At 62.9% G+C, this 26,180-nt stretch carries 25 protein-coding genes; 6 read left to right on the forward strand and 19 right to left on the reverse strand.

Features of this window, described 5'->3' with window-relative positions; translation table 11 throughout:
- Positions 1–81: 81 nt before the first annotated feature.
- Positions 82–264, reverse strand: coding sequence for a hypothetical protein (locus tag EQZ23_RS05035; RefSeq protein ID WP_128453296.1), 183 nt, complete (start codon positions 262–264; stop codon positions 82–84).
- 67 nt (positions 265–331) lie between these two features.
- Entirely contained in the window at positions 332–1,048 is a 717-nt protein-coding gene (locus tag EQZ23_RS05040) for a Crp/Fnr family transcriptional regulator (protein ID WP_128453297.1), read from the reverse strand.
- 101 nt (positions 1,049–1,149) lie between these two features.
- Between EQZ23_RS05040 and gntA the strand changes: the two genes are divergently transcribed.
- Positions 1,150–1,866 (forward strand): guanitoxin biosynthesis heme-dependent pre-guanitoxin N-hydroxylase GntA, encoded by a 717-nt coding sequence (gntA, locus tag EQZ23_RS05045; RefSeq protein WP_240663241.1) that lies wholly within the window; start codon positions 1,150–1,152, stop codon positions 1,864–1,866.
- Positions 1,859–2,446: an urea carboxylase-associated family protein gene (locus EQZ23_RS05050; protein WP_128453298.1), complete on the forward strand. Its 588-nt coding sequence runs from the start codon at positions 1,859–1,861 to the stop codon at positions 2,444–2,446. Before gntA ends, EQZ23_RS05050 begins: the two co-directional genes overlap by 8 nt.
- Before the next feature lie 6 nt (positions 2,447–2,452).
- Here EQZ23_RS05050 and EQZ23_RS05055 read toward each other — a convergent pair whose 3' ends face one another.
- The 5 genes from EQZ23_RS05055 to EQZ23_RS05075 all read right to left on the reverse strand — a co-directional run bounded on the left by EQZ23_RS05055 (position 2,453) and on the right by EQZ23_RS05075 (position 11,261).
- Positions 2,453–3,619, reverse strand: coding sequence for an alpha-hydroxy-acid oxidizing protein (locus EQZ23_RS05055; RefSeq protein ID WP_128453299.1), 1,167 nt, complete (start codon positions 3,617–3,619; stop codon positions 2,453–2,455).
- A 465-nt stretch (positions 3,620–4,084) separates the two neighbouring features.
- Positions 4,085–6,820 (reverse strand): TonB-dependent receptor, encoded by a 2,736-nt coding sequence (locus tag EQZ23_RS05060; RefSeq protein ID WP_164913379.1) that lies wholly within the window; start codon positions 6,818–6,820, stop codon positions 4,085–4,087.
- A 1,130-nt stretch (positions 6,821–7,950) separates the two neighbouring features.
- A complete protein-coding gene (locus EQZ23_RS05065; protein WP_128453301.1) occupies positions 7,951–9,183 on the reverse strand; it encodes a cellulase family glycosylhydrolase in 1,233 nt (410 codons plus the stop codon).
- A 568-nt stretch (positions 9,184–9,751) separates the two neighbouring features.
- Positions 9,752–9,994 carry an AlpA family transcriptional regulator gene (locus EQZ23_RS05070; RefSeq protein WP_240663244.1) on the reverse strand — a complete coding sequence of 81 codons (243 nt, stop codon included), beginning with the start codon at positions 9,992–9,994 and terminating at the stop codon, positions 9,752–9,754.
- Between the two features lie 598 nt (positions 9,995–10,592).
- A complete protein-coding gene (locus EQZ23_RS05075; protein ID WP_128453302.1) occupies positions 10,593–11,261 on the reverse strand; it encodes a hypothetical protein in 669 nt (222 codons plus the stop codon).
- An 802-nt stretch (positions 11,262–12,063) separates the two neighbouring features.
- Here EQZ23_RS05075 and EQZ23_RS05080 point away from each other — a divergent pair.
- A complete protein-coding gene (locus EQZ23_RS05080) occupies positions 12,064–12,945 on the forward strand; it encodes an MBL fold metallo-hydrolase (protein ID WP_240663246.1) in 882 nt (293 codons plus the stop codon).
- 19 nt (positions 12,946–12,964) lie between these two features.
- Here the strand turns inward: EQZ23_RS05080 and EQZ23_RS05085 are convergent, their stop codons facing one another.
- From EQZ23_RS05085 to EQZ23_RS05120, 8 genes are all read right to left on the reverse strand, one after another.
- On the reverse strand, positions 12,965–13,960 hold the full coding sequence (locus EQZ23_RS05085) for an alpha/beta hydrolase (protein WP_240663248.1): 996 nt from the start codon (positions 13,958–13,960) through the stop codon (positions 12,965–12,967).
- 94 nt (positions 13,961–14,054) lie between these two features.
- Positions 14,055–14,813, reverse strand: coding sequence for a DJ-1/PfpI family protein (locus tag EQZ23_RS05090; RefSeq protein WP_128453303.1), 759 nt, complete (start codon positions 14,811–14,813; stop codon positions 14,055–14,057).
- 77 nt (positions 14,814–14,890) lie between these two features.
- Complete coding sequence (locus tag EQZ23_RS05095) at positions 14,891–15,568, reverse strand: DUF1223 domain-containing protein (protein ID WP_240663251.1); 678 nt, start codon at positions 15,566–15,568, stop codon at positions 14,891–14,893.
- Positions 15,556–16,317: a DNA-binding domain-containing protein gene (locus EQZ23_RS05100; protein WP_128453305.1), complete on the reverse strand. Its 762-nt coding sequence runs from the start codon at positions 16,315–16,317 to the stop codon at positions 15,556–15,558. Before EQZ23_RS05100 ends, EQZ23_RS05095 begins: the two co-directional genes overlap by 13 nt.
- Positions 16,314–17,147 carry a DUF692 domain-containing protein gene (locus tag EQZ23_RS05105; protein ID WP_128453306.1) on the reverse strand — a complete coding sequence of 278 codons (834 nt, stop codon included), beginning with the start codon at positions 17,145–17,147 and terminating at the stop codon, positions 16,314–16,316. Before EQZ23_RS05105 ends, EQZ23_RS05100 begins: the two co-directional genes overlap by 4 nt.
- Positions 17,148–17,216: 69 nt before the next feature.
- On the reverse strand, positions 17,217–17,477 hold the full coding sequence (locus EQZ23_RS05110) for a hypothetical protein (RefSeq protein ID WP_128453307.1): 261 nt from the start codon (positions 17,475–17,477) through the stop codon (positions 17,217–17,219).
- Between the two features lie 81 nt (positions 17,478–17,558).
- Positions 17,559–18,200: a DUF1109 domain-containing protein gene (locus EQZ23_RS05115; RefSeq protein WP_128453308.1), complete on the reverse strand. Its 642-nt coding sequence runs from the start codon at positions 18,198–18,200 to the stop codon at positions 17,559–17,561.
- The gene (locus EQZ23_RS05120; RefSeq protein WP_128453309.1) at positions 18,197–18,736 is read right to left on the reverse strand and encodes a sigma-70 family RNA polymerase sigma factor; all 540 of its coding nucleotides are present in this window, start codon (positions 18,734–18,736) and stop codon (positions 18,197–18,199) included. The genes EQZ23_RS05115 and EQZ23_RS05120 overlap by 4 nt, the downstream gene beginning before the upstream one ends.
- Positions 18,737–18,956: 220 nt before the next feature.
- Here EQZ23_RS05120 and EQZ23_RS05125 point away from each other — a divergent pair, with 220 nt between their 5' ends.
- Both EQZ23_RS05125 and EQZ23_RS05130 read left to right on the forward strand, forming a co-directional pair.
- Positions 18,957–19,223, forward strand: coding sequence for a DUF2282 domain-containing protein (locus EQZ23_RS05125; RefSeq protein WP_128453310.1), 267 nt, complete (start codon positions 18,957–18,959; stop codon positions 19,221–19,223).
- Between the two features lie 53 nt (positions 19,224–19,276).
- Positions 19,277–19,726, forward strand: coding sequence for a DoxX family protein (locus EQZ23_RS05130; RefSeq protein ID WP_128453311.1), 450 nt, complete (start codon positions 19,277–19,279; stop codon positions 19,724–19,726).
- Positions 19,727–19,786: 60 nt separating this feature from the next.
- Here the strand turns inward: EQZ23_RS05130 and EQZ23_RS05135 are convergent, their stop codons facing one another.
- Positions 19,787–20,212 (reverse strand): SRPBCC domain-containing protein, encoded by a 426-nt coding sequence (locus EQZ23_RS05135; protein WP_128453312.1) that lies wholly within the window; start codon positions 20,210–20,212, stop codon positions 19,787–19,789.
- Between the two features lie 262 nt (positions 20,213–20,474).
- A complete protein-coding gene (locus EQZ23_RS05140) occupies positions 20,475–21,362 on the reverse strand; it encodes a LysR family transcriptional regulator (RefSeq protein WP_128453313.1) in 888 nt (295 codons plus the stop codon).
- Positions 21,363–21,442: 80 nt separating this feature from the next.
- Between EQZ23_RS05140 and EQZ23_RS05145 the strand changes: the two genes are divergently transcribed.
- Entirely contained in the window at positions 21,443–22,561 is a 1,119-nt protein-coding gene (locus EQZ23_RS05145) for an aldo/keto reductase (RefSeq protein WP_240663253.1), read from the forward strand.
- Positions 22,562–23,151: 590 nt separating this feature from the next.
- Here the strand turns inward: EQZ23_RS05145 and EQZ23_RS05150 are convergent.
- Both EQZ23_RS05150 and EQZ23_RS05155 read right to left on the reverse strand, forming a co-directional pair.
- Positions 23,152–25,491: an EAL domain-containing protein gene (locus EQZ23_RS05150; RefSeq protein WP_128453314.1), complete on the reverse strand. Its 2,340-nt coding sequence runs from the start codon at positions 25,489–25,491 to the stop codon at positions 23,152–23,154.
- Positions 25,491–26,093 carry a methylamine utilization protein gene (locus EQZ23_RS05155; protein ID WP_240663256.1) on the reverse strand — a complete coding sequence of 201 codons (603 nt, stop codon included), beginning with the start codon at positions 26,091–26,093 and terminating at the stop codon, positions 25,491–25,493. The genes EQZ23_RS05150 and EQZ23_RS05155 overlap by 1 nt, the downstream gene beginning before the upstream one ends.
- Positions 26,094–26,180: the final 87 nt, after the last annotated feature.

The following is a 26,180-nucleotide window of genomic DNA, read 5'->3' on the forward strand; positions in this document are numbered from 1 at the left end:
GTAGCATAGAGATAAAGTCACACAGAGGAAGCCGCGCAGGGTAATCAGCCCCTCACCCGCCCCGCGGGGTGTGCGCTTCGCTCAATCCAGCGGCAACGCGTCGCTCGCCTGCTTCGCAGCGATATCCGCCGCCGCGATCAGCCGGCGCCCCGTCTCCGCCGCCGCCTCCGGGGTCATCGCGATCGCCAGTCCGACGGGACCGTCTAGCGTGACCAGCCCGTTCTCCGCCGCCGCTACGCCCGGTCTCGTTTCCGGCTTCAACATTATCGCGCTCCAGGCCCCGGTGACCCCGACGGCACCTGATATCGATCCCCTCGGTGTTGGGTCGTCGTCAGTCGCCTCGGGAACCGTACAGATATTGTGGTTCGAACTCCGCAACGGCTGCGAGCGCCTTACGATCCAGGATATTCACCTCACCTGCCTTGAAGGTCAGCAGATTTTTCTCGCGCAGCGCCCTCAGCACGCGGTTCACATGCACCCCGGTCAGCCCGCTTGCCTCGGCGAGATCGGGCTGGGTCATCGGCAGCATGAAGCGCCCGTCGGCGGCCATCCCGACCATCTCGAGCCGTACGTTCAGTTCGCAGAACAGATGCGCGACCCGTCCTTCCGCACCGAGGCGTCCGAGACGGAAAATCCACTCGCGGTGCATCGCCGCGTCGAGCAGCGTACTGAACCAGAGCTTCTGCGTCAGATGCGGATAGCGCTCGGTGATCGTCTGCAGCGTACGATGCTCGAAACAGGCGATCTTCACAGGCCCGAGTGTCGCGATGTCGTGGTCCAGCCGCTTCATCGGAAAAGCATGAAGATCGACGAAATCGCCGGGAACGTGCACCGCGACCAACTGCCGATGCCCCTCGCGGTCGTCCATATAGCGACAGATAAAGCCTTCGATCAGCAGCGTGCTCGTGTCGATCAGCACCCCGGTCTTCACGATCTGCTTGCGCGCGGGAACCTGTCGCACGGATGCGATGCTGTCCTCCAACACCTGCTTTTCTTCGTCGCTCAACTCATGCCGGCCGCGCCCCATGAGAAACTTTTCCGAGATCATCCAGGCCCCTTTTCCGCGTATTCCCGTACCGACCTGCGGCGTAAAAGAACAGATCGGGATTCGTACTGATACATATCAAAGAATGTGTCACGGGCGAAACATTGGCTTCGCTCGCGGGTTCGTCCCCGACCATGTATCAGCCAATCTTCCAAAACGACCATCCGCTCGCGCGCAAGTTCATCGAAACCGTACAGGCGCCACAGTTTCCCTGCGTCGGAGCAAAGTCCGCACTCGCCAAAGGTCAGATGGATATTCTCGTCGCTCGGGACGTGCGATCTGCTTGGGATGACATGAGAATTTCTCCCGCACTGGGCGAAACCGTCCGCAAATACCGCGAGGATCGCGCGATATTTCGGACCCTCATCGTGGTGTTCGAGGCTCCTGCCTTGTTGTCCGAAGAGCAGTTCGAGGCGCATCTCTGGGCCCGGGCGCAGTCGCTCAGCGACAAGGATTCGTGGCTCGGCTATCAGCCCGACCCCTCGGTCAGCAGCGATCCCGACGATCCGCATTTTTCTTTGAGTTTTGCCGGCGAGGCTTTTTTCGTCGTCGGCCTCCACCCGAACGCGAGCCGTCCGGCGCGTAAATTCGAATCGCCGGCCATGGTCTTCAACCTGCACGACCAGTTCGAGGTACTTCGCGACCAGCAGCGCTACGACAAGCTGCGCTCGTCGATCCTCGCACGCGATCTCGAATTTGCCGGCTCGATGAACCCGATGCTCGCGCGTCACGGCGAAAGTAGCGAGGCGCGGCAATATAGCGGCCGCGTGGTCGACGAATCCTGGAAATGCCCTTTCAAGCGAGGTGAAGCGCGTGGCTGACATCAAGACGATTCCACCACGCTCGGGCGCTGGTTTCACGCTCGACAAGGGCCAGACCCTGACGGTGATCGATCCCCAGGGTCGCCAGGTCTCGGACCTGCTGGCCTACAACCGCGCCGATATCCGCGAGGCGATCTCGTCGGGGCGGACGCTCGATTATGCGAGCCGACTGTATCTGACGACCGGCGACCTGCTCTATTCGAACCGCAGCAACGTGATGCTTGAGATCGTTTCGGACGATGTCGGCCGGCACGACTTCCTACTGACGCCATGCTCGAAGGAGACGTTTGCGATCATCTACGGCGATACCGATCCACACCGCGGCTGCTTCGGCAATCTCGCGGAGGCATTGGCGCCGTGGGAAATCGAGCCGGACCAGATTCCGGTGGCGTTCAACTGCTTCATGAACGTGCCGATCAACGGCGAAACCGGCGAGTTCACGGTCGAACCGCCGCTGAGCAAAGCCGGTGACACGATCGTCTTCCGCGCCGCGATGGACCTGGTGATCGGCATGACCGCCTGCTCGGCACTCCAATCCAACGGTGGCAGCTTCAAGCCGATCCAATACCGGATCGACTGAGCGTCCTCAGGGGTGCTGGCGTACAGCGCCCGCCCCACGGACGTCGGCAATAGTCGGATAGCCGTTCACCGCCATCAACAGGTCCGCCTCGGCCAGCAGACATTTGAGAACATGCGCGGCGCCTGCCGCGCCGTCCAGCGCGAGCCCATAGGTATAAGGCCGGCCGACACCCACGGCGGTCGCGCCTAGAGCAAGCGCCTTGACCACATCGGTCCCCGATCGAACGCCGGAGTCGAACAGCACCGGGGTCGATCCGGATGCGGCGACAACATCGGGCAGCAGGTCGATCGCGGCGATCCCGCCATTGGCCTGCCGGCCGCCATGGTTCGAACAATAGATCCCGTCCGCGCCTTCGTCGATCGCGCGTCGAGCGTCGTCTGGATGGCAGATACCCTTGAGCACGATCGGCAGCGTCGTCAGCGACCGGAGCCACGGCATGTCCGCCCAGGTTAGCACACGCCCGAACGTCGCGGCCCAAGCCCCGATCGCCGCCGCCGGATCCTCCTCGGGCGGCTTGGCGAGCAATGTGCGGAAGGCGGGGTCGGAGAAATAGTTCATCAGCACAGCGCCACGAAGCTGCGGAAAATTCGCCGCATTCAGGTCGCGCGGTCGCCACCCCGTCACCCAGGTATCGAGCGTCACGACGATCGCCTTATACCCTGCAGCCTCCGCGCGCCGGACCAGGCTCTCCGCGACACCAACGTCCTTGGGCGTATAAAGCTGGAACAAGCCGGGGGTGTCGCCAAGCGCGTCCGCCACCGTCTCGAGCGGATCGTTCGACAGCGTCGACGCCATCAGCGGCACTCCGGTCATGCCGGACGCCCGCGCCGCCGCCAGGTCGCCATGCTGGTCCTGCGTGCAGATTCCGTTGATCCCGACCGGGGCCATGAACAGCGGCGTCGGCAGCGTCATCCCGAACAAGTCGATCGACAGGTCGCGCCGGCTGCAATCGACCATCATCCGCGGCACGAGCCCCCAATGGCGAAACGCACGCGCATTCTCGTCTTGCGTGAACTCGTCTCCGCAGCCACCCTGGAGATACGACAGCACCGCCGGCGGCAGCGCCGCGCTCGCGCGCCGTTCGAGCGTCGCGAAATCGACCGGCAGCGTCGGCAGCAGGCCGCGCAGGCCTGCGCCATAGATCGCATGCTGATAATCGCCGTAATGCGCCATCGGGACCTCTCGCTTATCTGTTTGCGGCGATCGTGGCGGAGTGGCGGAAAGACTGCAATCGGACGGAGCACACAAACTTGCGCACGGCCTTGCAGACACGCATCGGGCGCTGACCGGGTCGGTGCCGCTGATCGCCGTGGATGATGATGGCACTGGCATCCCGCCACATTGTCGTGCCGAGGCGTTGCTGCCTTTTCGCCGCCTCGAAGACGCCCCCGCCTGCGCGAGCGGCGCCGCCGGTCTCGCGACGAGCAGCTAGGCGGCGGCTCTTGGCGGTACGCTTTTCCTGGAAGACAGTCGGCTTGGAGGATTACTCGTCCACGTATCGCTATCCGTCGGATAACAACGTGGCCGCGCTCGCTGTGCGCCGTATGGCACTCTCGCTCCCGTAAGCTGGGCCCCCTCCTATCCGTTCCACGACCAAGCGCATTTTGCTCGGTCGTGGTCCGGATACGGATCCTGAGATCAGAACTTCACGCGCACGCCGAAATTGTACCGGGGGCCCGTTTCCTGAAGCAACAGGAAGCGGTCTTCGACGGCCGACCATTCGTTCACCCGCTCGTTGGTGACGTTGACGCCCTGAACATAGACCTGGAAGTTCGAAGTGAGGTCATAGCCGACGTTGAAGTCGAGCTGGCCGTAAGAGGACCGGTTGCGGGGGCGACCCTGGCTCGACCGGCATTGGCGCAAGTAATCCGAGCGCCAATTGTACGATGCGCGTGCCGAAATGCCGAATTTCTCGTAGAAGACGCTGCCGTTGGCGGAATGCGGCGACAGTCCGTTATAGCCGCAGTCATAGTCGGCAAGCGTCTGATCGCGCTGCACCTTGCTGTCCACGTACGTGTAGTTGCCGGTGACACCGAAACCCGAGGCAAAGCCGGGAAGCCAGTCGAACGCATATTGGGCGCCCACTTCGATACCGCGGATATAGCCGTTCTGCCCGTTGCGGGTGCGCGTGTCCTGGAACACGCGGCCGAACCGGTTTACCGGCAGCGTCTGGAGTTCGAGGAAGTTGCTCAGGTCCTTGTAGAATCCGCCGACGCTGAAGTAGCTGACCGGCGTGACGTACCATTCTACCGAGACGTCGTAGTTGGTGGACTTGAACGGCAACAGGTTCGGGTTACCACCACTCGACTGCGGCACCGAAATGCGTCCGCCAAAGTCATTGTTAACGCCGAGATCGGTCAGCGTCGGGCGGGTAACCGTTTGCGAGAATGCAGCGCGCGCCAGCAGTTTCTCGGTAACGTTGAACCTGATGTTCGCCGACGGCAGGGCGTTGACGTAGCTGTTGCGTACCGTCACCGCCGTCGCCGGCCCGTAGCTGTATTGCAGGGTATCGTCGCCGGGGGTGTTGGCGATGTTGGTGACGGGTGTGTCGAAGCCCGACGACACGACATCGGTCTGGATGACCCGCACGCCGACGTTGCCCGACCAGCGCGAGCCGCCGAACTGCATGCTGATATAGCCCGCGGTCAGCTTCTCCTGGACGTTCACCGTTCCGCGAAGCTGCTCGCGAACGCCGAACGGTCCGCCCGGCAGCGCGAGCACCTGCTGTGCGTACGCGGCCTGCTGCTCGGGCGTGCGGCCGTTGGTCGGAATGGACAAGGTTGCGGGATCGTTGAGATACGCAAGGAAGGCCCCAGGGTCGAACTGGAACACCGAGGGGGGAATATTCTTTCCGCCGCCCAGAAGGTTGCGCCAATCATAGGCCTCAAGGATGCCCGACCCGATCGGAACCTGGTATCCGCAATAGGTGCAGTTTGAGTCGCTGTTGTTGAACGACCGATTGATCTTGCGCCGCTCGGTGTAGGATCCACCAATAAGCACCGTCTTCAATATCGAGTCTTCGACATCGTACTTCGTGTCCAAATGGTACTCGGAGCCGCGATCACGAGAGCGGTTGCTGTCGATGCCCATGTAATGCAGCCGCATCCGGGCGGGATCGTTGATGATCGCATTGTCGAACGATGCAGTCGGCAGTCCCTGGCCGGCGTTCAGATCGAACTGGTAGCTGTACGGCAGCAACGCACCGATCACGAGATACTGGTTCGGCGAGACGCGGTTCGCTCCCGTGACCGACGCATCGAGCCGCACCTCGACATTGTCGGCCGGGTTCCACTTGATGTTGCCGCCGATCTGATAGCTTTTGGACTGCCGGTTGGTCAGATTGTAGACATGGTCGATCTTGGCGTTGAGGCCGTTATTGGTCAGCCTGTCGCGATTGGCCTCCAGGAACTGCGGGTTTTGGGCGATGAAGTCGGCACCGATCATGCCAAGCCCGGTCGCCGTCCCGTTGCCGTCGAAGGTCGGCGCGTAATAGGGCGCGGCCAGGAAGTTATCCATTTTGCGGACCACCCCCGACACGTTGAACTTCGAATAGATGCCGTCGACGGTGATCTCGAGATTATCGCGCGGTTTGAACTGGACCGCACCGGCAAGATTGATCCGCTCGCGCTCTTCCTGCGTACGCTGATAATAGAGGCTCTGGGGAACGTTGACGTTGCCCGATTGCGGGTATCGAGTGTCGGCGCCGGTGATCAGCGTCGGCGTGCCGCCGATCACCGAGATGATATCGGGCCGGCCGTTGATCCACCCGTCGATGCCGATCGAGTCGTCCTGGTTCTTTCTTTTGGTGTACGACCCCGACAGCACCACGCCAAAGGTCTTTTCGTCATTGGTCCACGATGCGGTGGCGGACGTATCCGGCCCGGCCTTCTCGCGCAACGTATCGTAGATGGCACCGGCCGAGGCCGAGAAATGGAACCCGCTGCGCCCGGCCAACGGGCGGGCGGTGATGATATTCACGGTCGCCCCGATACCACCCTCCTGCAGTTCGGGTACGTTCGACTTGAACACGTCGGTGCGCTGGATCATGTTGGACGACAGCACATCGAACGAGAATTCGCGTCCGGGATTGTCGGTCGCCATGACGCGGCCGTTGACCAGCACCGTATTGAATTCCGGCCCCAAGCCACGAACCGTAATGAACTGGCCCTCGCCGCCGGACCGGTCGATCGCGACACCGGTAATACGCTGGAGGGACTCGGCAATGTTCGAGTCAGGAAATTTTCCGACATCCTCTGCACTGATGCTGTCGACGATCTGCTGCGAGTCACGTTTTACACGCGCCGAATTGGCCAGGCTGCTGCGGATGCCGGTAACGACGATCTCTTCGCCTGCGCCCGGGCTATCCTGGCCCACCTCGGCGGTCGCCGGTGTCGGTTCCTGGGGAAGCGGGGTGGCCCCGCCCTGAACCGATCCGGGCGCGGGTGCGGTTACATCCTGCGCAAACGCAGGAGCAGAGACGAATACGCTGCTAAGCAACACACATGTATGTGCCGTAAATCTCTTCATACTTCCTCTCCCTGTACCGATCCAAATTAATCAGATTCGTTTTTATTCACCTTGAGCCATAACTGCTCGATTTTTTTTAAGAAACAGTATTCGACAAATAAACAACTCAATGCTTACATTATAAATTACGTAGATATATCTACGCTTATCATAGGCAGGCTATACCTATTTGAGTTCAGCGTTACTGCAGCCTCCATGATGAGCACCTTCATGACATTTCCCCTGAAGTATCCATGGATCAAATAGTCCGCGCGCTTTTAACCGCATGGTCGACCACCTCACGGGCGGAACGACGAACGCGAACGAAAGGGGAAAGCACGAGGCCGAAGCCATTTCCTTGCCAACCCTCACAAAGAAATCGGCCGCGCCATGCGCTCACTCCATCGAAATTTGACTATAATAAGCACGATGCGCGATTCACCTGGAAACGTTTTGTCGTATAGATTGCGTTACCGATACCGCAGCTTCCTATCGCGTACAGGTTTCCCAATATCTCTGCATCAGACACGAGTCAGTATCGTCAATATACTATGCTAACCAACGTTCGCTCAGGTATATTAAGACTAGATTAACTGAATGGCTGGTAACGATAACTGGAAATTTTCTATCGAGCACGTGCCGTAGTCGTCATCCGATCACGCCCATCAGTAACTCGCCGACCGTCATGCCTGCGCAGGTCTTGGCTAGAACACACAGCGACTCGATCCGATTTTAACGGAATACGGTACGTGCTTTACTGATCGCCGCATCCGCTGTGATCATGCTCACCTCTCCTTTCCCGACGTCTTAGCGTCAGCTTGGACAAGTATTATTGTTATAAATTGTCTATGTAAAGGATTACATTACTCCATTGGTCGATATGCTGCCACGGCACGGCTCCTAAAAATCGGAGCGCCCAGACGGTCGGGTAGCGTGCGACAACCACGCAGCGCGCAGGCAGCATCGCCTTCTATGCGAAGACGAGGCTGCCTGACGCTTCAGCGTTGTCGACCTGACGCTGACGTATCGGAGGGGACCGCCGGTACGACGCCCTTCGGCGCCGCGCTCAATCGGCGGATGAGGTCGGTTTCAGCCTGCCGATACGGCGTGCCGTTGTTCCGGAACACCTCGTGGAACCAGATCGTCGGCTCGGCCAGCACGTACGGCTTCTGCCAGCTGTCCCAAGGGAGCCGCGTCTGCGTCTTCCCGTCGACGAACCCCCAGTTGATCATCCCGACATTGTGGCGCTTGCCGATCGGCAGCGATCCATCGAAGGTCGAGCCGTTGCCGCGCGCCATATACTCGGTGCAGATGATCGGGCGATTATAGGCGAGCAGCTGCTTGATCCGCCGCTCGAACGTCTCTGGCCAGCTATAGTCGTGGAACGTCACCACGTCCGATTGCGCGAGCTGGAGCTTTTCCATCGGCGACGTCTTGCCGCCCGGCGCCCAGTCATCGCCGATCCACACCCCCGAGGTCAGCGGCTGCGTCGGATCGGCGTCGCGCGCCCAGTCGAACACCTGCGCCAGCAGCGCGCGGACGAGCGGCTCCTTGCCCTCCTGCCCCCTATATTGATCCGCGCCATTGTCGGGCTCGTTCCAGACGTCCCAGCCAAGGATCCGGTCGTCCTTTGCAAACGCGCCGATAACGCCCTGCACATACGACTTGTAGCCGGGATATCGCGTGCGATCGCGCAGGCCCGGTAGCCCCGGTCCCTGCACCCAGCCAGAATTATGCACACCGGGGATCGGCGGATGCTGTGGCCCGAGTTTCGGGTCCGGATCCCAGCAACTGTCGAACAGCACGAACAGCGGCTTGATCTTGTGCGCCTTGGCCATCGCCAGGAACGCGGCGATCCGCTGCTTGAAGCCTTCCGGGTCCTGCTGCCAGAGCTGGTCGTGGAGAAACACGCGCATCGTGTTCATGCCGATGCCCTGCGCAAGGCCGAGTTCGTAGTCGATCCGCTTCGGATCCCAGGTCGCCGCCTGCCACATTTCGAGCTGGTTGATCGCGGTGGCGGGCGCATAATTCGCGCCGACCAACCACGGTTGCGCCGCGTACCAGGTTTTCGCCTGGGCCTCCGTCCAGCGGCCGCGGGCATCGGCAGGACTGGCGACGAACACCGCAGTAGTGAGCAAGGCGATGCACAGCGACTTTGCAGCAGTTGCGGTCCGGGCGTCATGTAGCGACCACGCGGGCTTCCGCGCCAAATTGCCATTGTTCACGAGCATTCTTCTCCTGTTCAACGGCGTCGCCGCTCGCCGTATCGACGATACGCAGCAGCCTCACCGCGGTGCTTCTTTAGCATCCTCGACAACTCTAGCGGGCCAAGCCTCGGATCAACAAGGCCAGACCAAGAGCCCGCCGTTCGAGTCCTAAGAATAGGCTGCCGCCCGGGCGACGGCTCTTCGATCAGATCGCTTCCTGACTGACCAACCAGTCCTTCGCGATCGCGCTAAAACTGCGCTGTGGCTGCTGCATTCTGTAAATTGGGGGATCGACCCCAGCCGGCGTTAAATGGCCGTATCGATCAGCATTCGGCGCACGCCCGGCACAGAACGCGGCGCCCTCGCGGCGGCCCCCAAAGGATCGTCGCTACATCGGACAACAAGGGACCGAGATTGGCCGCCGTAGGAACATGCAACGACACCAGAACCCGCCGCATACTGGACAGGTCGAGATGTGTTGCAATTAGTGGCGGCGCCCCTGGCCTCTGCCGGTTTTCGCCGATCATCATATTGTTTTTCCTGCGTTTTCGTTATTCGTTGATTTGCGAAGCGCCCCCTTAGGCCCCAATCCTCAGGATCGTAGGGGGCCCACTGCAAGCCGTTCGCGCATCCAATCATCGATGTCGGCCTGCCACCAGCCGCTGGCTTGCACGGTCAGCTTCACTTGCTGGGGGACCGTACCGGCCGCGACCATGCGGTAGATCGTCGATCTCCCGAGGCCCGTGGTCTTCATCACGTCAGGTACGCGCAGGAAGCGACCGCCGGAGCTGGCCGCGCCGCGTTGTCTGGCGGTAGCGAGGGTCATAGCGGTCATGCGGCTTCCTTGAGGCAATCGTGTTCAAATAGGCGGGCGAGTACGGCGCGAAGCTTGCGTACATGGGCGAGGAAGTGCGCGCCCCTTCCCTCGAGCGCTTCTCGATAAAACGGGGGCGGCGGACGGATCGCGAACCGACATCACCGACGCGAGAGGCTCGATGTTACCCAGTGCCAGGCGGCAGATCTGCTGCCATTGCGGAGCGATCGTCGCGGCGATCACACCGATCGACACATCGCCCCCCTGATGAACAGAGCGATCCCGACGCCGTGAGGGATTGGCTGCACGATCATGCCCGGCGGTCCGATACGCGGAGCCTGCCGGTTGTCGTTGGCTGCAATGGACGTTGCTGCGGGAGAGGCTACAGGCTTGGCGTTCATCATCAGATGCGTTCCGGCAAGGCGGTGGCGTTCTCGGAAGCGCGTTCCGAGCGATGGGGTAGGGCGGACGTGTCGAAATTAGCGGGTGCGCTTGGCCTTGGGTGGTTGCAGGCGGGGCTTACTGGTCACGCGGTATGCCTCGGCCAGGAGCGACAGCCACGAGCGGACCAATAAGACATGGAAAACCTCGCCGATCGGGCGAGGCCTCCGCACCGTCTCTAACGGAGCGTAGAGGCCGGCCGGTTCGCGAGGCTCCACGATGATGCGGAAGCTCCGCCTTCTGGACTGTTCCAGACCAATCGGAGAACCGCGCTGACGTCGATTGCGATCATGGACTTTGCGCCATCCGCGCGAGCGAGTTTGCCTGCGTCGGCACCCCATATGAAGCGGTAGTCGTCGCTCTCTCCGACCCGCCAGAAATAGGTCAATTCCTCGGGGGGCGCGACGCCTGCACTCGTATAGCTCGCTTCGGGCTGCTCGGTGATGGTCACATAGGGATCGAGGTGGCGACGAAATTCCGCGCGCGGCATACCTTGCCACAACTCCATGACGCGCAACGTCACCTTCTGCGCGCCATGGATTTCAGCGGTCCACGGCAGGATCTCGGCCCAAAGCTCGTCTTCCATCGAGATATCATCGGCCGCTTCCTCGGCGATCCGTGGGTGCTTCTCCGGGTCGAAGCCGGGGGCTTCAACTATGTCGCGATACCCGGCGCGCTTCACCCTACGGGCGATCACGTTCCGCTCAATTATGTCGAGCGTCCACATGGCCTGAACCTCGTCGCGAGTCGCGCCGCGACCGTCGAAAAACGCGATGGCGTCGCGATAGACCTTGCAGATCGACAGCATCCCTTTGATGCTGACGCCAAGGATGCGGAGCTGGTTCATGATCGCGGCGATGTTCGCCTCATACCACTCGAACCGCAGCTTGAAGCCAACGCCCGTAGGAGCCTCGATCGGACGCAGCACACCGCCCCGAACCCAGAACGTCATGACGTCCCTAGTGATTTCAGCCTTGGCCATGATATCGCCGCGTAGAATCGTCTCTCGGGTTGGCATCGGCCATCCTTGTGTTCGACTGGCTCTCATCTAAGTGACTAAAGATCACTCTACGAACGACGATTTGGAAAGCCGGCGTTTGTCACGCTGCGTTCTGCCAAAGGCTATCGAGCCGCGCGTCTGCTATTGGGCCGTCTTCGCCCGCCGTGCAGCGGTCTAGGTCCCCGTCTTCCATGTCCGGATCGCCTGCGGCTTGGTCGAGCAATCCAATCAACGCCTCGATCAGATTGCCAATCCGGATGCCTGCTACCGTAAATTCCTCTGGATCAGCCAGCCGCGAACGTCGGCAATCGGTCCTTGATGGCCCGGCCGGTTGGGGCCGGCGAGACCCACAATCGGACATTCACGCGCTCGTCGCCACTTCCCGACTTCAGACACTCGTTCACCTTTGCGCCAGGCGCTTTTGGCGTCCGTCTGCCGTCATAGGCGTCCTGACTGGGGGATAACGGACCGTCCGATGTCGGCAGGCGGGCGGCGTTAGCCGACATTGGATGACGCAGTTCGTTTCCAGAAAAAGGCCTCTTTATCGAGAACCTTGAGCGACCATGCCGAGCAATCGCGAAGTCGCTGGACACAGTTTTGATGAGCGCCCAAATTCCAGCAGTATTCGACACTCATTATGGGACCTCAGATGATCCTTCGTTCGATGACCGCGCTCGGATTTGCCGTATTCCTAGGATCGACGGTGGTGGCAAAGCCGGTGCCGATCGGGCCTGCGGCGGTGCCGTTCAGCATCGGCTCGGTGCGTGCTGTGGCCTTGCGGGACATGATCAACCGCGTTCCGAACGACGGCAGCGTGTTTGGCAAGAAGGAAGGTCCGGCCGCCGTCGGGGATATATTGCGGCAAGCAGGCGCGCCGACCGACGCGTTATCGCTCGGGGTCGATGCGCTGCTTGTCCGCATGCCGGGACGTCTGGTCCTCATCGATACTGGCTTGGGACCCAAGGTTGGTGGCGTCCTGATGCAGAGCCTGGCGCTCGCCAAGGTATCGCCGTCGGACATTACCGACGTCCTGATCACGCATTCGCACGGTGATCATGTCGGCGGGCTGTCGAGCGCTGACGGCAAACTGGCGTTTCCCAACGCGACGATCCGTATGACGCGCGCCGAATGGGCGTTCATGCAGAGCCAGCCCGGCAATGCAGCGCTAGTCGCGACGATCACGCCCAAGGTCATGCCGTTTGATCCTGGCGCGGTGGTGATGCCGGGTATCCGTGCGGTACCGCTGTCGGGGCATACGCCGGGCCACAGCGGCTACGAAATCACGGCAAACGGCCAGAAGCTGCTCGACATGGGTGACACGGCCCATAGCGCTATCCTGTCTCTCGCCAAGCCCGAATGGATCATCGGCTACGACACCGACGGCGAGCAGGGGCGCCAGCGGCGGACCGCCGAGTTGGCCAAGTTGGCAGCGAGCGGCGAACATGTGTTCAGCCCGCACTTTCCGTTCCCAGGGCTCGGCCAGATCGTCAAAGCCGGCACTGCTTATCGCTGGCAACCTGTGAAACGCTGACGCAGACGCAATGCCGTTGTCACAGCACGCCAATGTTATGTAGCCACTGCTTCACCTGACCGGGCCATTCCCGCGAGATCGGATCGGCCGTGGGCCGCATTCCGAAAGCGTGGCCTCCCTTGGCGTACAGGCGCATATCGACCGGCACGCCCGCATCGCTGAGCGCCAAGGCGTACGCCATAGGTTGACGGATTGGGTCTGTTGGGTCATTTATGGCATGAAGGATCAGCGTCGGCGGTGCCTTGGCGCTGATCGTCACCCATGGCTTCAGTTCGAGACTGTTCCTGCCCTTGCTGTCATCCAGCATACGTGCCGTGTAGGCGACGATTGCAAAGTCCGGCCGAGGTGATTGCCGGTCAGCCGCGTCCGTAAGCGGATAGGTGCGCGCTACGGTATTGCTCATGCTCGCCGCCAGATATGCGCCCGCAGAAAAGCCGATGACGCCGATCTTGTGAGGGTCAATCCCGTAGGACGCAGCTTGCTGGCGCATCAGCCCGATCGCTCGCTGCGCGTCTTCCAGACCCAATAGCACCTTCGGCCGCTGACCCTGCGGCCAGCCTTGCGGCACCCGGTATTTGAGCACCGCGCAGGTCATCCCCTGCTGAACCACCCAATCGCAGATTTCCGTGCCTTCCAGGTCGGTCGCTATGACTTCGAACCCACCGCCTGGCAAAACCAGCATGGCGGCTCCGCCATTACGCCCCTTCGGCCGATACAAGGTCATGGTCGGTCGGGTGACGTAGCTCGCCCAATGCCATTTGCGCCCGCCCACGAGCCCCGTCCCGTTACCGGTCGCCTCGGGGCGATCGCTGGAGTCGGGCTTCGCGAGAGGCATGCTCGCTGGCCAGAGCGGCACCTGAACCCCATCCTTGGCAGGCTGCCAGATGCCTGCCCGTTCATTCTTGGGCAGGACAACCTTCGAAGGCGCAGTGTCGTTCTTGTTGATCCGCCCGTAGGCTCCACTAGCGATGCCAATTGCGAGGAGAGAAGGCACAACGAACCGGAACCGCGACAAACCGTATCTCCTGCTTTGAAGGCACAACCTTACCCGCAAAAGCCCTAAAAAGCACCGAGGGGACGGTGGCTTCCAAAACCAACTGCTTTCATGTTCAGGCACGCCATCCTGTACTCGTATATTCCATTGTCTCCGCCGTTTGCTGCGCAACGGCTTCGTCGAAGAATCGCGCGACGACGCGCAATGCGAGGTCGATGCCGGCGCTCAACCCGCCGGACGTGGCGATGCGCCCCGCCTCGACGAACCGAGGTCCGCGCCGCAGCATGATTTCGGGAAACGCCTTGGCGAAATTGTCCGAGGCTTTTCGGTTGGTCGTCATCGGGATTCCGTTGAGCAGGCCTGTCTTGGCAAGCTGAAACGCACCCGTGCAGATCGACATCGTGAGCAACACCTCGCCGTGCGTCGCCTTGATCCAGTCGTGGATCGGAGAGGTGGCACGCGTCGCAGGTTTCGGATAGTCGAAGTGCGGCACGACCACCACATCGGGCACGGGGGCGTCGTAGACCGTATAATCGGGCACCATCATCAAACCACCAGACGCGCGGACGGGCTTGGCTGTTTCCGATACGGTGAACAGTTCAAAAGCCGACACGTCTTGACCAGGGCGATAGGTATCTTGAAATGCCTCCCAGGGGCCGGCGACGTCGATGACCTGAACGCCGGGATTAATCGCGAAGGCCACCCTGATTGCGCGTCCCTCGGGCGCAACAAGACGGTCCCGCGTGGTAATGCCTGGCAGGTAGGAGAAGCCGCCGGGTATCGGCTCGCTTGGAGCGCGCCGAGCCGCTGAGCAGCCAGCGGTCGCAAACGGCGTGGCCAAGAGGAGAGCGGTGAACTGGCGGCGGTGGATCATGCGCTACTCCTAAGTCCGAACTCGACGACTGGGGGTACGACACCTTCAGATCAGCATCCTCGGTGCCGCAAACTTGGTTACAGGCTCCTGCTGGCGATGATCGCGCCGCCGGTGCCGGCTTGCAACAACAGCGCGGTCCGCAATCCAGCACGTTCGGCGGGCAGCGTGAAGCGTGCGCTCGGCCCGGACCAGCTACCGAGCGCGACGAGCTGGCGAACGATATTGCGATGGGGGATCGTGCGACCACCATTCTCGCCGGCGCGGATCGGCACGGGGATAGTTCGCGGATCATAGCGGACGAGCCACAAGGTCCCCTTTCCCACCCCGCGCTGTATTATCGCGGTGCGTCCGTCGCTCACGATCGCCGGCCCCTGGATGCCGCGATCATAGCGTGCGATCGCTGCATCGACGTCGGCTCGGCGGTTGCCGGTCAGCACACCGCGGCCATTGACGATTACCTGCGGCGTGGCGACGTTGCCTCGGCCGCCGGCCTTTGCGTAGTCCCATTGGCGCTGCGTGAAGGCGGGGTCGCCGAACGTGTCCTTCCAGCCGAGCCTGTCCCAATAGGTGACCGCAAAGCTGAGCGCGAGCACGTCGGGACGATCGGCGACGGCATTGGTCACCAGATCCGCCGGCGGGCACGACGAGCAGCCCTGGCTCTGATAGAGTTCGACGACGGTCGGATGCCGCGAATCGGCGGCGAAGGCGGGAGCGGTCGCAAGCGCCGCGATCGCGAGGCAGGTCAGTCTACGCACGGAGATTCTCCTTCGATGGCCGTGATCATTCCCTCGCCGATCCATTGCCCCAGCCAGCGTCCGGCCGCCGCGACGCCCTCCGCTTCGCCGAGGTCGTCGACGAGATACGCGCAAAGATCGGCAAACGGTGCACCCGCACGCGCGCGCAGGATCGCGTGCACCTCGGCCTGGTCGGTCGTGCGGAACCGCGACACGTCATCGTGTCGCCACACTAGGAATCCCGCGGCCGCGAGCAGCATCGTGGCGGCGGGCGGCCGGTCTCCGTTGATGATCGCGGACCAGATCGCCGGGGCGTTGGTGCTCACGTCATGGACGTCGAAGGAGGGCACGAACCGCAGGACAGCCCGGTCCCAGTCGACGCCCGCCAACCGGGCCGTGTCGAGAACGTCGGCATCCGCGGCGACGAAAGCCTCGGCCAGCGCGAGTTCAAGCGTCGCCAGCTCGGCGACTTCTGGATCGTCCGGATACAGTCGGCCGAGCGTCGCGGGCAGGTCGCGTGGATAGGCGTCGAGTGTCCAGCTGCTCGGTGGTACGGCATCGATGTGACACGCGGCGGCAGACCGGAACGCGGCTTCGCCCAGCCAGTCGCACGTTACCGGAAAGCTCGTCTCCAGACACTCCATCAGCTGCGCGCGGTAGTTGTTCTGATAGACCGCGAGCCCGGCGCGCATGGCGGGTGCGCTCACGCCTGCCGCATCGCCCGCGTGCAGCCATGTCCGCATGTCGCGTTGCAGATCGATCAGGCTCATGCCGCCGCCTTGAGCGCAGGGCAGCCGATGCTTCGTGCCACCGCCAGTTCGGTCAACAGGTCCACGAGCGGCGGAATGGCATCGTCGCGCTCGATCATCGTCGCGACGGGCCCGAGCCGCGGCATGACATGCGCGTACAGGTCCCAGACCGACGCACAGACCGGCGTATCGTGGGTGTCGATCAGTAGGTCACTGCCCTGGCTGTGCCCGGCCAGATGAACTTGCCGCACACGATCTGCGGGCACGCCGTCGAGATACGCGACCGGGTCGAACCCGTGGTTGGTCGCGCTGACGAAGACGTTGTTGACGTCGAGCAGCAGGCCGCAGCCGGTGCGCGCAGCTACATGATCGAGGAATTCCCATTCGGTCATGTCGGCGCCGGGGAAGTCGATATAGCTCGAGGGGTTCTCGATCAGCATCGTTCGGCCGAGTGCGTCCTGTGCCCGATCGATGTTGGCACAGACGATATCGAGCGCTTCGGTCGTATAGGGCAGCGGCAAAAGGTCGTGCGCATTGAAGCCGTCGATCCGGGTCCAGCTTAGATGATCCGACACGAACAGCGGATCGGTCTCCTCGACCAGCGCACGCAGCCGCTTGAGATAGGCCTGGTCGAGGCCGTCGGCCGACCCGATCGACATCGACACGCCGTGCAGCGCGACCGGATAGCGTTCGCGGACGTCGCGCAGGATGCGGCGCGGCTGACCGCCATCGACCATGAAATTTTCCGAGATCACCTCGACGAAATCGACGTCGACCGGGTGTTGCAGAATTTCGGCATAATGCGGCTTACGCAGACCGATGCCGAAGCCGGAAAAGGGTATGGGTGGCATAGTGCGTCTCGCTGCCGGCAGGAAAAAGACGAGCCCGGTGCTGCCTCCGCGGACCGGGCCCGGCGACGGTCAGTTCGGGGCGGTCAGGCTGCCGCCACCGCTCTTGCAGCCCTTGGCGCTCATTTCCTTGAAGCCCTGCCCCTTGCAGTCGTTCTGGCCCTTGCAATCGTTTTTCGCGGTCTTGCAGTCGGACGTGCCCTTGCACGTATTGACGCCGTAGCAGTGCACCTTGGTGCCGCCCTTGGCGATCGCTGCGGTTGGCGCCGTCGCGCTGATGGCGATGACTGCGGCGGCGGCGGCGAAGCTGACGCCGTTACGAATGGTGATCATCGAAAAGTCTCCCTGAGGATGTTGCCTGAATGGCGCCTCCAGTTCGCCGCGATCCCCGTATCGGTTACGCCGCGCGCAAACTTACCAGCGCAGCAGGCGCGGCCCGACTAGCGCGCCGAGCGACGCGGCGAGAAGGATGCCGAGCGAATACCAGGTCAGCACGAAGATCGCCGACACTTCGGGACAATGCAGGCAGTAGACCGTCGCCGCGAACGCGCCCGCGGCAAGTCCTGCGGCGGCACCGGCTGCGCGTAGCCGGGTCGGTGCCATCTGACGAAACGACCAGAGCAAGCCGACGAAGATCGGCATTGCGAGCGCCAGCACCAGCCACGGGCATTTCGTCCAGGTATGGCCGAGCCACATTGCCAGCCACTCGCTTCGCGGCGTGGTGATCAACTCACCTAATCCAAGCGCAGCCAGCACGAGAACGGGTAACGCGATCAACCAAAGCCGCCGCAGACTGCCCGGATCGGGTCGTGCAAGGCGTGCCGTGGCATAGATCGCGCCCGCTGACATCGAGATGGTATAGCCCCATTTCATCCAGAAGGCCTGCCCCTGCATCGCCAGCCACAGATCGGGACGGAAGCCGAGCGTCACGGAGATCAGGAGGATCGACACCACCGCGCCGCCGATCACGCCCAGCGCGAGCCGCAAGCCGACCGCGTGGCGCCCCACCGGCCGCACTCCGTCGCTGAGCGAGGCGATCAGATCGTCGGTGTTCATAAGCGTTGCCCTGCGATGCGCGCGGCAAGCGCCTTCAGTCCGCGATGGACCGATACCTTTACATCGGATTCGCCGATCCCGGCAGCGTTCGCGGCCTCCGATACGCTCGCCCCGTCGATCCGGGTGGCGCGGATCGCCCGCGCCTGCTTGGCCGGCAAGGTCGACAACAGATCGTCGATATCCATGCGCGCGATGCTCGTCTCTTCGAATCCTTCTGCGACCAGCATGTCCTCCAGCCCCTCGATCGGCACGGTGCGCCGGTTGCGACGGAACTGGTCGATCATCTTGTAGCGCGCGATCGCGAACAGCCATGCGGCAAAGACGCGCTCGCGATCATAGGTCCCGCGGCGGGTGTGTACGGCGATCAGCGTTTCCTGCACGAGGTCCTCGATATCGTCGGAGCCGGCGGACATGCGCCGGCGATAGAAGCTTCGGAGCAACGGCACGAGCGCACGGAGGAGGGACGCGTGCGCGGCGGCGTCGCCGTCGAGGCCGCCGATCATCCACGCCCGCAACTGATCTTCGTTCGCTCGCATTCGCGCTCCCCGGCAGGAAGTTCGACGGCCTTGTCCGGAAGGTTACACGATTAACGGCGATCACATAAAAAAAGTCCGGCGTAACTACCCGTGTAACCAAGCCCATAGTGTCCGCGAACCGGCATCGTGATCGGCATGACGCCCCCCCGCCGATCACCGCGAGGCCCGACCAGTCCCTCCGGTCGGGTCTCGCACCAGGGCCTCTTCAAGGACAACCGACATGCGCACCACAGCCACCATCGCCGCTTCGCTCGCCATCGCCACGCTCGCGGCCGGCGCCGCCACCGCGCAGGCCGCCAAGCCGATGGAGAAATGCTACGGCGTATCCCAGGCCGGCAAGAACGACTGCAAGGCCGGTGCGGGCACCAGCTGCGCCGGCACTTCGAAGGTGAACTACCAGGGCAATGCATGGAAGCTGGTCAAGGCCGGCACGTGCACGACCACCAAGACGCCAAAGGGCTTCGGTTCACTCGCACCCAAGGCCTGATGATGTCGCCGGACCGCCCCTGTCGCGGTCCGGCACCGACAAGGAAATCCACCATGACCGAGACATTTCACCTGCGCGTCGCCTGCCGGATGCGTCAGCTGATACCCGACGCGGCGCTCCTGTTGCTGGCACGGCTCGGCATCGCCGCCGTTTTTCTGCAATCGGGCCGTACCAAGGTCGAGGGGCTGCTGACGCTGACCGACGGGACTTACGAGCTGTTCCGTACCGAGTACGCGCTACCGCTGATCCCGCCCGTGATCGCCGCGCATGCCGCGACCTATTCCGAGCACCTGTTCCCCATCCTACTTGTGCTCGGCCTCTTCACGGGACCCGCCGCGCTGGCGTTACTCGGCATGACCGCGATCATTGAAATCTTCGTCTATCCCGATGCCTGGCCGACACATCTGTCCTGGGCGGCGCTGCTGCTTCCACTGGTCGTGCGCGGCGGCGGGGCCTGGTCGCTCGATGGACAACTAAGGGCTCGGCCGCACATTTCACGGTAACGTTCTCTGCCGCGCACGTCCGATGCAACGCCATGACAGATTTTCGAGGTCCCGGATGGCTCAACTTGCCGCGATCTGTTCGGCACGCTTTTTAAAGTTGGACAAGATCGCCTGCCAACCCTCGCGCTGCATCTCGACCGAGTTCTCAGCCTCAGCATCGAACGTCGTCTCGACCCGAGTTCCTATGTCGGTGGAACAGAACGTAGTCCGGCATTGACGCCCATCTCCGAGCTCCATCGCTATCGCGCGCGGCACGTCGACCTCAGTATAGATCGCTTCGAAATCGAAGCCGAAGCTGCCGTCCTTCGCCTCCATCCGCGCAGAATGCTTGCCACCCACCTGCAGATCGACGCTGGCCTTGGGGCAATGCCACTCGTCGCTTGCAAAGTTCCACTGCGTAATTTCGTTCGGGTCGATGTAGGCCTGCCAAGCCCGTTCACCCGAGAGTGGAACCTCAATTACAACCGTGATCTTCTGCGCGGACATGCTTCACTCCTTCCAGCTTGCTTCGAGTATGCCAACCCGATCTCAATTCAACTAGTATGTCAGGTCCGGCGAGAAAGACCGATATGCTGAGCGGCGAAAAGACCCAGTTTCGGCCATTCGGGCCAGCCTTCCCGCTTCCCAACTTCAGACACTCATTCACGTCCTTGGGTCTTCGACGGTTGACGGCAACGTCGCCTACCGAAGCGCCCCGTGTTCACACAGAACGTCAACTGCCCTCAATTTTGCCAAAGCACGCTTGCGATCACACGCGCATCGCCGTCACGAAGGCCTGGAAGGCCGCAGTCGGTTGACGTCGACTGGGATAGTAGAGGTGGTTCGGGGCCAGCGTGGGCGCCCAGCCGATAAGCACTTCGACCAGAGTACCGGCGGCCAGTTGCATCGCGGCGTGCGGCAGCGGCAGGCAAGTCACCCCCAGCCCTGCCACTGCAGCGTCGCGCATCACGTCGATATCGTTGGTGGTGAAGTCGCCGCGGACTGACCGTTCCACTGTCCGGCCATCCCGCTCGAATTCCCAGCGGTGTACGACGCCAGAGGAGGTGTATCGGTAACACAGACAACGATGAGCGGCGATATCGTCGGGATCGACGGGAGCGGGATGATCGGCGAGGTAGGCCGGCGCGGCGACGAAGACGAGCGGCACCGGCGCGCTGATACGGACCGATATCATGTCGGCTTGCAGCGTTTGCGCATGCCGGATCCCGCAATCAAAGCGGTCCGCGACGATGTCGACGAACCCGTCGTCGACCACCAGTTCGACGGCGATGTCGGGATAGGCGCGCGCAAAGTCGGCCAGCCGCGGCAGGATGACGTAGATCGCCGCGACCCGGTGGGCGCTGACCCGGATCCGCCCCGCCGGCCGTTCGCGGGCATTGTCGAGATCGGCCAGCGCGCCCGCGACCGAGGCTATCGCCGGTCTCAACCGCGCCAGCAGTTCCTCGCCTGCGGGCGTCGGCGCCAGCGACCGGGTGGTACGGTCGAGCAGCCGGACGCCCAGTTTCGTCTCAAGCGACCGCATCGCATGGCTCAAAGCGGAGGCGGACAATCCAAGCCGCGTTGCCGCTCGCGCGAAGCTGCCAGCCTCGACGATCGTTTCGAACACCGCGAGACCGGACCAAAGATCGCGATCCATTCCTGAACATCCTTCAGCAACCCATGCGCCGCAGACGATCTAATCCTCGCGCCGTCCGGCGTCCATCTGGAGGCGACACAATGCAGGACGCCACCATGAACCTCGACACCTATCGCCCGCTCGGCCGCTCCGGCCTGCTCGTCAGCCCGCTTGCGCTCGGCACGATGACCTTCGGCACGCCGCGCTGGGGACTGGACGAAAGCGGCAGTCGCGCGGTGTTCGATCGCTACACCGGCCTCGGTGGCAATTTCATCGACACCGCCGACGTCTATGCGGGCGGGCGATCGGAAGAGATGGTCGGCAGTTTCGCCGCCGCACAATCGTCGCGCGACCGGCTGGTCATCGCGACGAAATCGGGGTTCACGACCGGTCGCGGCTATCACGCAGGCGGCAACGGCGCGCGCCACGTCCTGGCGTCCATCGAAGGATCGCTCCGGCGACTCCGGACGGACTTCATCGACCTGTACTGGGTGCATGTCTGGGACGGCGTCACCCCGGCCGAGGAACTACTGCGAACGATGACCGCGCTCGTCGCAGCGGGCAAGATTCGCTATTGGGGCATATCCAATACCCCGGCCTGGTACGTCGCCGAACTCGCGACGCTGGCGCGAGTGCAGGGCGATCCGGCGCCGATCGGCCTGCAATATTTCTACTCGCTGGTCGAACGCGGGGTCGAGGCCGAGCACCTGCCGCTCGCCCGATCAGCCGGCATGGGCCTCGTCCCCTGGAGCCCCCTCGCCTATGGCCTGCTCACCGGCAAATACGACCGCGCGATCGTCGAGGCGGGTCCGAATCGCGCGGGCGGCGTTCCCAACCAGGCCGGGCGAAACGACACCGAGAGACCCGCCGACGACAAGCGGCTCGATGGCGACAATCCGTTCGGCGACACGCTGTTCACCGAGCGCAACTGGCACATCCTCGAAATACTGAAAGGCATCGCAGCGGAGATCGACGAAACGCCGGCCCGCGTCGCGCTCTCCTGGGTGGTCGGGCAGCCGGGCGTCGCATCGACCCTGATGGGCGTGAGCCGACCCGAACAGGTGACCGACAATGTCGCCGCACTCGACCTTCACCTGCCACCCGAGCACCGTGCTGCGCTCGATGCGGTGAGCGGTGACAAGCTGCCGTTTCTCTACGGCCTGTTCGCCCCTTCCGTACGCAACCAGGTCGTCTTCGGGGGCGGAGACGTTCGAAGCTGAAGCTTCAACCTAGACCTGGCGGCGTCCTGGTGCCGGCAACGTGGGACTAAATCTGCGCTCGTTCGTGTCTAATCGCCAATCTTCGCGTTGTAGAATGTACTGTCCGCTAAACGGGTGTTGCACACCGGCATGCCGGTATAATACGGCTGTCGTCGAATAGACTTTCTGATGCTTACACCCAATTGTGGATGCTCAGCAGTTGCTGAGCCAAACCGAGAACCGGGCGTTCATTCATCTGATTAGTGCAGGCGGGCGCTCCGCGAAGGCGGCTAAGCAGCATTGAGAAATAGCTCAGACTGAACTGTCGGGCGTGCGCGGTGCCGCTTGGCACGAAGGCTTCAGTCTCTGCAGCAGGTTCCTGGCAAGATAGCGGAGGTGGCGGCGGTGGTTCTATCAATCGCCCTCGTCATACTGCCGTCGGCGGGGTAGGCGCAGAGTAGTGGACGCAGAACATGACCACGAGCCGGATCAGTTCAGGTGACGGGTTAAAACAGCGGCACGGGCTAGGCGGCAATGCCCTTGATTTTACGGTTCATACACAGCCGGTATCATCCCCTCGGCCCATCGCTATGTTGGTTTGAGAAATCCCGCTAAGCTGCTTCACTACGAACAGTTGCAAGCAAACCGGGGATATAGCGACTTTCTACCGGCCTGCTGAACAGGTAGCCTTGGATGTTACCGCAGCCCTCGTCGCGCAGCAGATTCAACTGGCTAGTATCCTCGACACCCTCCGCGGTCGTCTCCATGTCGAGCGCAGTTGCCAGGTCGACGATCGCGCGGACGATCGCGGCGGCACTTGGATCGCTGGCAATGCTGGTGATAAACGAGCGATCGATCTTGATTTTGTCGAACGGGAAGCTGCGTAGATAGCTGAGCGACGAATAGCCGGTGCCGAAGTCGTCGAGCGCGACGCGGATCCCCATCGCGCGCAGCGTGTGCAGCAACGCGATCACCGGCCCCTCGCCGTCGAGGAAGACCGATTCGGTGATCTCGATTTCGAGCCGGCCCGGTGCCAAGCCACTATGCGCGAGCGCCTGCAGGATGATCGCCTGGAACCCGGTGTTGCGGAACTGCAGCGGCGAGACGTTGACGGCCACGCGGATATGCTCGGGCCAGTGCATCGCCTGCCGACAGGCCTCCTGCATCACCCATTCGCCGATCGCGACGATCAGGCCGGTATCCTCGGCGATCGGGATGAACTCGGCTGGCGGAACGATGCCGCGCTCCGGGTGATGCCAGCGCACCAGCGCCTCGAACCCGCCGATCCGGTCGGCCTTCAGGTCGAACACCGGCTGGTAGTTGAGGACGAACTGGCCCGACTGGATTGCCTCGCGCAGATCGAGTTCGACCTGTCGACGCCAGCGTGCCGCGGCGTCGAGCGCGGGTTCGAAGAAGCGGAACACGCCGCGACCGTCTTCCTTGGCCAGATACAGCGCAAGATCGGCATTCTTGAGCAGTTCGTCGGCATCCTTGCCGTCGACCGGCCCGATCGCGATGCCGATGCTGACCGCAGTCGCAATCTGGTGGCCGCCGGCGTCGACCGGCAGGCGCATCATGTCGAGGATGCTCTGCGCGAGCGCGCGCGGACGGTCGGCCTCGAACGGCCCCGACAGGATGATCGCATATTCGTCACCGCCAAGCCGTGAGACCAGCCCGTCGGGTGCGACCTCGCTTACCATCTTGCCGATCGCCTTCAGCAACGCGTCGCCGACCGGATGACCGAGCGTGTCGTTGACGCCCTTGAAGCGATCGAGATCTAGGCACAACACCGCGATCGTCCCGCCGGTACGACTGATCTGGAGGATCGCCTGGTCGAGCGATTGGTGGAAATAGGTCCGGTTCGGCAGTCCGGTCAGGACATCGTGGAAGGCGAGATGCGTGATCCTGTTCTCGCGCTCGATAATGCCGGCCGACATCCGGTTGAAGCTGGCGGCGAGCCTGCCGATCTCGTCGCGCCCCTTGACCACGATATCGGCACGACTGCCCTCCTCCAGCGCCCGGGCCGCCGCATCGAGCGCGGCAATCGGTTCGGCGATCCCCATCGCCAAGCGACGACTCCCGAGCACGACCAGGATCAGTCCGGCAAGTCCCGCCAGCGCGATGCCCGCCTGCAACGGCAGATACGGGGTCAGCGCGGCGTTGAGCGGATAGCGGATCAGGATCGCCGCTTGCGGTCGATGCGTCAGGCCGGCGAGCGGCTTGGCGATCGCGAAAGCACGGCCGGTCGGCAAATTGAGCGTCGCGAGCGTTCGGACCGATTGCGACGCGCCGACCAGATAGTTGATCGCCGAATCCGATCCGATCGACCGATCTACCGCATGCCAGCGCCCCGCGTCATCGCTGCGCAGGATGGTCGCGATCAGCGGGATCGCGGACAGCCGTTCGAGCGCATGCATTTCGGTGCCGTCGAGGCGCACCGCGAAGACCACCCAGCCGACCTGCGTCGGTGCCATCACCGGGGACAGGATAAGCCGGTACACTTGGCCTCCGACGGTTACGACAGCGTCGCGCCGGCCGTTCGCAATCGCAAAGGGAAACCGCGAGACCGTGGCCGCCAGTGCGCCCGACGGACCGGTCACCTGGCCGTCCTGATCGACCACGAACGCGGCGGTGACGTCGGCCCGGTGGCTGATATTGGCGAGCGCCGACCCGATCGTCGGTCGATCGCCGCTGGCTACCGCGGCCCGAAACCCGAAATCGCGCGACAGCAGGTCTGCCGAGGCGATCAGCGACTGCGACCGGAGCAACCAGATCCGGTCATAGACGCTGCCGCTGGTGATGAGTTCCTGGCGCACGGAATCACGGGCATGAGTCCAGATCATCGCCTGTGCGACGACCGCGAGCAGCACCAGCGTCACCGCGAACAGGCTCGCATACAGCACCGACAGCTTGGTGCGGAGATGGCGGAACCGTGGCGGGCGCAGGCGCATCACCGGTGCAGCACGAAGGTCGTGGCAAACCCGGCGGCGGCGACGTCGATCGGCTGCGACGCGGTACTGGCCGGCGCGCGGATCGAAGGATGCCAGACGCGGACCGTGCCGGCGCCTGCAGGCACGCCGGTCATGCTGACATGCCCCGCCTGGTCGGTCAGCGCGGCAAACGGGGTGGCGGTCACGAACACGAATCCGCTCATCGAGTCATGGATGTTGCAGCCGAGCGGGACGACGCCCGGACGATCGAACAGGACCGTTCGCGCATCCTCCTGACCGTAGAGTTTCAGGTCGAACTTCTTGGTCTTCGAAAACGAATAGACGTGGTGACGCACCCGATCGCGGTTGGGGAAGCCGACCGTCGCACCGACCGGCACGATCAGCACGTGCGGCTGGAACGCGATGTCGCGCTGCTCGATCATGTAGGGCCCGCGCACCGTTACGCCGGGCGCCTTGGGCGTCTCGATCGTGACGACCGCGCCGACCAGCGGCGTGCCGTCGAAGCCGCGAACATCGATCGCCACCGTGGCGGCATGCGCGGTTGCGGGCAACGCCAGCGCGACGATCATCGAACTCAGGCGGCGGGGGGCGAATACGGACATATCACCGGCGTCTAACCGTCGGAGGATTGCGATCCCGTAAACGTCACGGACGCTCGCTTGCGTCTTTTTTCGACGGGGCAATACCAC

Source organism: Sphingomonas sp. UV9, from assembly GCF_004101245.1.
Taxonomy (GTDB): Bacteria; Pseudomonadota; Alphaproteobacteria; order Sphingomonadales; family Sphingomonadaceae; genus Sphingomonas.